Below are 5,944 nucleotides of genomic sequence, written 5' to 3'. Positions count from 1 at the left end.
GGCGTAGGATTCTCGTATGCCCGACTACGACCTCCTCGTTCTCGGCGGTGGAACTGGTGGCTATGCCGCCGCCTTCCGCGCTGCCCAGCTTGGCAAGCGCGTGGCGCTCATCGAGCAGGAAAAGGTGGGTGGCACCTGCCTCCACTGGGGCTGCATCCCCGCCAAGGCGATGCTCGAGAGCGGCGACCTGCTCGCCAAGATCGGCAAGGCGGCCGACTACGGCATCCAAGTCACCCCCGCCACCGGCATCGACACGACGGTCGTTGGCGCTCGCCGCGACAAGATCGTGGCCAAGATGCACGCGGGCCTCAAGAGCCTCTTCAAGAAGAACAACGTTGAGTTGATCGCCGCCCGCGGCACCATCACGGCACCGGGCAGCATCAAGGTGGCACTCGTTGACGAGGCCGGTCAACTAACCGGCGAAGAGCGCACCATCACCGCCACCGACATCGTGGTTGCAACCGGCTCAAGCGTGCGCAGCATTCCGGGCCTCGAGACCGACGGCACGGTCATCGTCGACAGCGATGACATCGTCACAGGAACACTGCATCCGAAGCGCGTCATCGTGGTTGGTGGTGGCGCCGTTGGCTGCGAGTTCGCCTCCTACTTCCGCGACATCGGCGCCGAGACCACCATTGTTGAAATGCTGCCCGCCCTCGTGCCACTCGAAGATCGCGATGCATCGAAGGAGCTTGCGCGCGCCTTCACCAAGCGCGGCATCACAATTCATGTGGCGCACCGCATCACCGAGGAAAGCCTGGTACGCAGCGCCGATGGCGTAACGCTCAGCATTGAGCCAATTGACGGCTCGGGCAGCGCAACGCCGCTGAGTGCCGACCTGCTCGTTATCGCTGCCGGTCGCGTGCCGAACAGTGCCAACATCGGTCTCGAGAGCACCGCAGCCATTGTTGAGCGCGGCTTCATTACTGTCGACGCACAGATGCGCACAAAGCAGGAGCACCTCTACGCCGTGGGCGACGTGATCGGCGGACTGCAGCTGGCACACGTTGCCGCGCACGAAGGCCTGATCGCCGCCCATGCGATTGCTGGTCAGCGAATCCACGAGATGAACTACACGAAGCAGCCACGCGCCACCTACTGCCGCCCTGAAGTGGCATCAGTGGGCGCCACCACCCAGGAGCTGGAGCGCGACGGCGTGCCCTTCGTTGCGGGGGTGATGCCATTCGCGGCGATTGCCAAGGCGCACATCGGTGGCGACAGCGATGGCTTCTGCAAGGTGCTGCGACACGCGGAGAGCGGCGCACTGCTCGGCGTGCACATGGTTGGCCCGAAGGTGACTGACCTTATCGCCGAGGCGAGCCTCGCCCTTGAGCTCGGCGCGACCGCCGAACAGGTGGGCGGCACCACGCATCCACATCCAACGCTCAGTGAGATACTGGGCGAGGCGGCACTCATCTCGCTCGGCCGCTCGGTGAACTTCTAGTGGCTGGGTCGCCGCTGATCGGTCGACAGCTGCCAATGCTTGGCGCCCCTCCAAGCCACACCGAAGAGATTCTCGTTGCCTCGAAGCACCCAGAGTGGATTCGTTCAAAGGCCCCAGGTGGCGCCCGATATCGCGAACTGCAGTCACTGATGCGCTCGCAGAGCCTGAACACCGTCTGTGAAGAGGCGCGCTGCCCGAACATTGGCGAGTGCTGGGAGCAGGGGACCGCGACGGTAATGATTCTAGGTGACACCTGCACGCGCGCCTGCGGCTTCTGCGCCGTGAAGACCGGTCGACCGGATGGCCTCGACCTTGATGAGCCGCGCCGCGTTGCCGAGGCACTCGCCTCGCTGAACCTTGACCACGTCGTGGTGACGAGCGTCGCCCGCGACGATCTTGCCGACGGTGGCGCCGCAATCTTCGCCGCCACCATTCGCGAGCTGCGCGCCCTTGCGCCCGACACGGGCGTGGAGGTGCTGATCCCTGACTTCGACGGCCGCGAGGCGCCGCTGCGCGCGGTGATGGAGGCGGCCCCCGACATCGTCGACCACAACCTAGAGACGGTGCAGCGCCTGCAGAAGCCGGTGCGCAAGCGCGCCCGCTGGGAGCGCTCGCTCGAGGTGATCCGCCGCGCCAAGGAGATGGCGGCGGAGCTCGGCAACCCGGTACACACCAAGAGCTCGCTGATGGTTGGTCTTGGCGAGGAGCGCGCCGAGCTGACCGAGGCGTTTAAAGCTCTGCGCGCCGTTGATTGCGACGTGCTGACGATTGGCCAGTACCTGCGCCCAACCGCCGAGCACCTGCCGCTGGTGCGCTACTACACGCCAGCCGAGTTCGACGAGATGCGCGACGAGGCGTTGGCGCTCGGCTTCAAGCATGTGGAGTCGGGCCCGCTGGTGCGCAGCTCCTATCACGCGCGCGACCAGGTGCCAGCCGGCTCCCCAGCGCTACGCGGCCGCCGCGCCGAGCGAGCAAGCGCATGAGCCGCATCACCACACTGAGCCCGCGCATCCCGCTCGCCGAACTGCACTGCCACCTGGGCGGCTCAGTGACGCCGGCGATCATGTGGGGGATCGCGCACTCGCAGGGGATTCGACTTCCGTCGAAGGACTACTGGGCCTTCCGCAAGATGATCACCGCGGGCGCCAAGCGCACGCGCAGCTTCAACGGCTATCTCGACCTCTTCCACTGGACCGAGCTGATTCAGTCATCACCGATCGCAGTCGAGCGCTCCGTCTACGAGGTGGTCGCTGGTGCCTATCGCAAGAACCACATCACCACCATGGAGCTGCGCTTCAATCCGATGAAGCGCAATCGCAACGGCGAGCAGGACCTTGACCACATCATTGCTGCAGCAATCCGAGGCGCCGATCGTGCCGCACTCGAGTACCCGGTGATGCCAGGCCTCATCCTCTGCCTCGACCGCGGCTTCACCTACGCGCAGAACGAGATCATCGTGGAGAAGGCGATCGCCTGGAAGAGCCGCGGGATCGTCGGCATCGACGTTGCCGGACCAGAATCCAATAACTTCAAAGTTGCCGAGTACAAGAAGCTCTTCCGCCGCGCGCGCCTCGCCGGCCTCGGCATTACCGTGCATACAGGTGAGTCTGGCCCCGTCAGCGAGGTGCTCGACGTGATCAAGAACCTCGAGCCCGACCGCATCGGCCACGGCGTGAAGGCGGCGCAAGATCCAAAGACGCTCAAGGCCCTTGCTGAGCGCAAGATCGTTCTCGAGATCTGCCCAACGTCAAACTTGATGACGCAGGTGGTGAAGGATTGGGACGAGTTCCGCCAGATCTTCGACGCACTGCGCAAGAACAAGGTGCGCTATGTTATTGGCACCGACGGCCCGGAGATGCTGCAGACCTACATTCGCGACGAGCTCGCCGCCCTCGGCCGGCACGGCATCCTCTCCGTAGAGGAACAGGAGATCGCCGCCGCCATGTCCATCAAGGCTAGCTTTGTGAAGAACGCCAGCAAGGCGGCAATTCCGCGCAGCGCTGGCACCTCGCCGCGCACCCTTAAAGAAGAGGTCTAGTTCCCCGCCGCCTGGTAGAGCGATGTGCGTAGCGCATCGATGAACGCCTGGTCGGTCGCCCCCTCCATCACCAACACGTACGGCGAAGCGTCAATCATCAGCAGCCCCGCAGGATCGGTGACCCACTCTGCAGCGCAGGTATCCACTGTTGCGCGCAGCTTCATATACGACGCGTCGTTACGGAAGCGGTAGAGGCGGGCGGGGAGGGGAGTAGCCTCGCCAAGGCCAGCGATCGTGAAGGAGATCGCCATGGGGGCGAGCCCCTGGTCGGTACACCCGGCATCACCGCTCACGACCGTGTCGACGGTGAGGTCGAAGTTGGCAAAGCGCTTGGTGAGCCCGGCGAAGTCGGTGGGGGTCGCCTTGGGCGACCCATGGATAGCATCGAGCCCTGAGCCGCAGCTCGCCAGCAGCAGGGCCAGGGAGGCAACCAGGGCGATTCGTCTCTGCATGCACTAACCCTACACGCAGGGTCCAAAACGGCCTCCCGCCTCCCAGTTGGACGCATAGCGCCCCGATCGGTATCATCTGCATCCGGGCACGGCCCGCACTCGGGGCGCATTCGTCTAGCGGCCTAGGACACTGCCCTCTCAAGGCAGAGACCACCGGTTCGAATCCGGTATGCGCTACCACTACCCCAACAGCGGTATGGCCAAAAAGCACCGCGTCCCGTTTGGGCGACCCCCGCTACACTTGGGACATGACTGATGAGCAGCCTAGCCAGGGAACCGCCCTCGACCGACGGATCCTCAATGAGCTTGAGCCCGAAGCCGCTCGGCTGCTGAACCGCCACATCCAGGTGGCCGAAGAGTGGTTCCCGCACGAATTTATCCCGTACCGCTTGGGCCGCGACTTCGACAAGGAGCCCTGGACCCCAGACCACCCGCGACTGACGGGCGTGGCGCAGACCGCGTTCGAGATCGGGCTGCTGACCGAAGACAACCTGCCTAGCTATCACCGCCTCATTCACGGCATGTTCGGCTCCGGCGACGGCGCCTGGATCAACTGGGTGGGTCGCTGGACGGCAGAGGAGGGGCGGCACGCCATCGTTCTGCGCGACTACCTCACGGTCACCCGCAACATCGATCCGGTCCTGCTGGAGCGTGGTCGCATGAGCCAACTTGAGAAGGGCTATGAGCATCCATTCCCCGACACCCTGCACGGCCTTGCCTATGTCGCCTTTCAAGAGTTGGCGACGCGCATCGCGCACCGCAACACTGGCCGCTATTCGGATGATCCCGTGGCGGATCGAATCATGGCGCGCATTGCTGCCGACGAGAATCTGCACATGGTCTTCTACCGCGACATGCTGAAGGCGGCGATCCAGATCGAACCATCGGCCGCGGTAAGGGCGATCGTTGACGAAGTCCTTGGCTTTGAAATGCCAGGTGCCGGCATTCCGAACTTCCTCCGCAAGGCCGCGGATGTGGCGAAGGCCGGGATCTACGACCTACGCGTCCATCGCGATGACGTCCTAATGCCCATCCTGCGCTTCTGGGGAATCTTCGAACTGAGCGGACTCGACGCTGCGGCCGAGCAGGCGCGCATCCGCCTGCATGAGCATCTTGAGAAACTCGAAGCTGCCGCCCGCCGCTTTGAGGAGCGCCTGGCATTGTCAACGGTTCCGCGCCTGGAGCGCGCCCGCTAGCCTCGTCCCTCAATCTGTTAGCCGCGGACTCGCGCGGCATTAGCTGTTTCCCCCTGTCATGATGCGCGCATGAATGTGCAGCTCGGTACCGCCATCGCCGCTCCTGGAAGTCGCGCCACCGGCTGGCTCGCCATAGAGACGGCTCCTGGCGAGCAGACGCAGATCCCTGTGGTCGTAATCAATGGTGGGCAGCCTGGCCCACGCCTCGCCATCACTGCGGGCATTCATGGCGGCGAGTACACCGGTCCCGCGGCGCTACGTTCGCTGCTCCTCTCGGCGGAGGCTGGCGACCCAACAACACTCAGCAACCTCAAGGGCTCGATCATCGCGACACTCGCCACGAGTCCTGCCGCCTTCAAGGCGCGCTCGATCTACGTGAACCCACAAGACGGCAAGAACCTGAACCGCGTCTATCCGGGCTCGGCGACGGGGAGTGCGAGCGAGCGGATCGCCCACGCGATTGCGACGCAACTCATGACCGGTGCCGACGTGTACCTGGACCTGCACGCGGGTGACATCAACGAGGCGCTCTCGCCGTTCGTGGGGATTGAGCAGACGGGCGACGCTGCACGCGATGCCCGTGCCGTGGCGCTCGGTCGCGCCGTCGGCGCCGAGTGGCTGCTGATTGGCGCGAGCCCCGGCACCACCACCTCTACCGCCGAAGGGCTCGGCGCGATCGGCATCCTCTGCGAGTTCGGCGGGCAGGGTCATGTTGAGGCTGAGTTCGTGGCGCGCCATGCCGCCGGCGTTCGTGGCGTCATCGCCGAGATGGGGATGGGCGACTTTCCGCAGAGCCCAATCGAACGCGAGGTTG

At 64.7% G+C, this 5,944-nt stretch carries 6 protein-coding genes and 1 tRNA gene; 6 read left to right on the top strand and 1 reads right to left on the bottom strand.

Features of this window, described 5'->3' with window-relative positions:
- The first annotated feature begins 16 nt into the window (after positions 1 to 16).
- Genes lpdA through AC3LCN_RS05760 form a run of 3 tightly spaced genes read left to right on the top strand, consistent with a single transcriptional unit; the run spans position 17 to position 3,482 of the window.
- The gene (gene lpdA / locus AC3LCN_RS05770) at positions 17 to 1,444 is read left to right on the top strand and encodes a dihydrolipoyl dehydrogenase (RefSeq protein WP_488649115.1); all 1,428 of its coding nucleotides are present in this window, start codon (positions 17 to 19) and stop codon (positions 1,442 to 1,444) included.
- A 35-nt stretch (positions 1,445 to 1,479) separates the two neighbouring features.
- Entirely contained in the window at positions 1,480 to 2,427 is a 948-nt protein-coding gene (gene lipA, locus AC3LCN_RS05765) for a lipoyl synthase (RefSeq protein ID WP_488649116.1), read from the top strand.
- Positions 2,424 to 3,482 carry an amidohydrolase family protein gene (locus tag AC3LCN_RS05760; protein ID WP_488649114.1) on the top strand — a complete coding sequence of 353 codons (1,059 nt, stop codon included), beginning with the start codon at positions 2,424 to 2,426 and terminating at the stop codon, positions 3,480 to 3,482. Before lipA ends, AC3LCN_RS05760 begins: the two co-directional genes overlap by 4 nt.
- On the opposite strand, the gene AC3LCN_RS05755 is transcribed toward AC3LCN_RS05760, so the two are convergent.
- On the bottom strand, positions 3,479 to 3,934 hold the full coding sequence (locus AC3LCN_RS05755) for a hypothetical protein (protein ID WP_488649113.1): 456 nt from the start codon (positions 3,932 to 3,934) through the stop codon (positions 3,479 to 3,481). The two genes, AC3LCN_RS05760 and AC3LCN_RS05755, sit on opposite strands and share 4 nt — an antisense overlap.
- Before the next feature lie 103 nt (positions 3,935 to 4,037).
- Between AC3LCN_RS05755 and AC3LCN_RS05750 the strand changes: the two genes are divergently transcribed.
- The 3 genes from AC3LCN_RS05750 to AC3LCN_RS05740 all read left to right on the top strand — a co-directional run.
- Positions 4,038 to 4,114, top strand: a tRNA-Glu gene (locus tag AC3LCN_RS05750).
- Between the two features lie 68 nt (positions 4,115 to 4,182).
- Entirely contained in the window at positions 4,183 to 5,130 is a 948-nt protein-coding gene (locus AC3LCN_RS05745; protein WP_488649112.1) for an acyl-ACP desaturase, read from the top strand.
- Between the two features lie 69 nt (positions 5,131 to 5,199).
- The coding region (locus AC3LCN_RS05740; protein ID WP_488649111.1) for a M14 family metallopeptidase at positions 5,200 to 5,944 on the top strand (745 nt) is incomplete at its 3' end.

Source organism: Candidatus Limnocylindrus sp. (assembly GCF_040397215.1).
Classification (GTDB): domain Bacteria; phylum Chloroflexota; class Limnocylindria; order Limnocylindrales; family Limnocylindraceae; genus Limnocylindrus.
This window is presented reverse-complemented; position numbering and strand designations above follow the sequence as displayed.

Excerpts from the sequence above, each read along its gene's own strand:
- AC3LCN_RS05755 (WP_488649113.1), bottom strand. The coding sequence starts at position 3,934 with ATGCAGAGACGAATCGCCCTGGTTGCCTCCCTGGCCCTGCTGCTGGCG.
- AC3LCN_RS05745 (WP_488649112.1), top strand. The coding sequence starts at position 4,183 with ATGACTGATGAGCAGCCTAGCCAGGGAACCGCCCTCGACCGACGGATC.
- lipA (WP_488649116.1), top strand. The coding sequence starts at position 1,480 with ATGCTTGGCGCCCCTCCAAGCCACACCGAAGAGATTCTCGTTGCCTCG.
- AC3LCN_RS05760 (WP_488649114.1), top strand. The coding sequence starts at position 2,424 with ATGAGCCGCATCACCACACTGAGCCCGCGCATCCCGCTCGCCGAACTG.
- lpdA (WP_488649115.1), top strand. The coding sequence starts at position 17 with ATGCCCGACTACGACCTCCTCGTTCTCGGCGGTGGAACTGGTGGCTAT.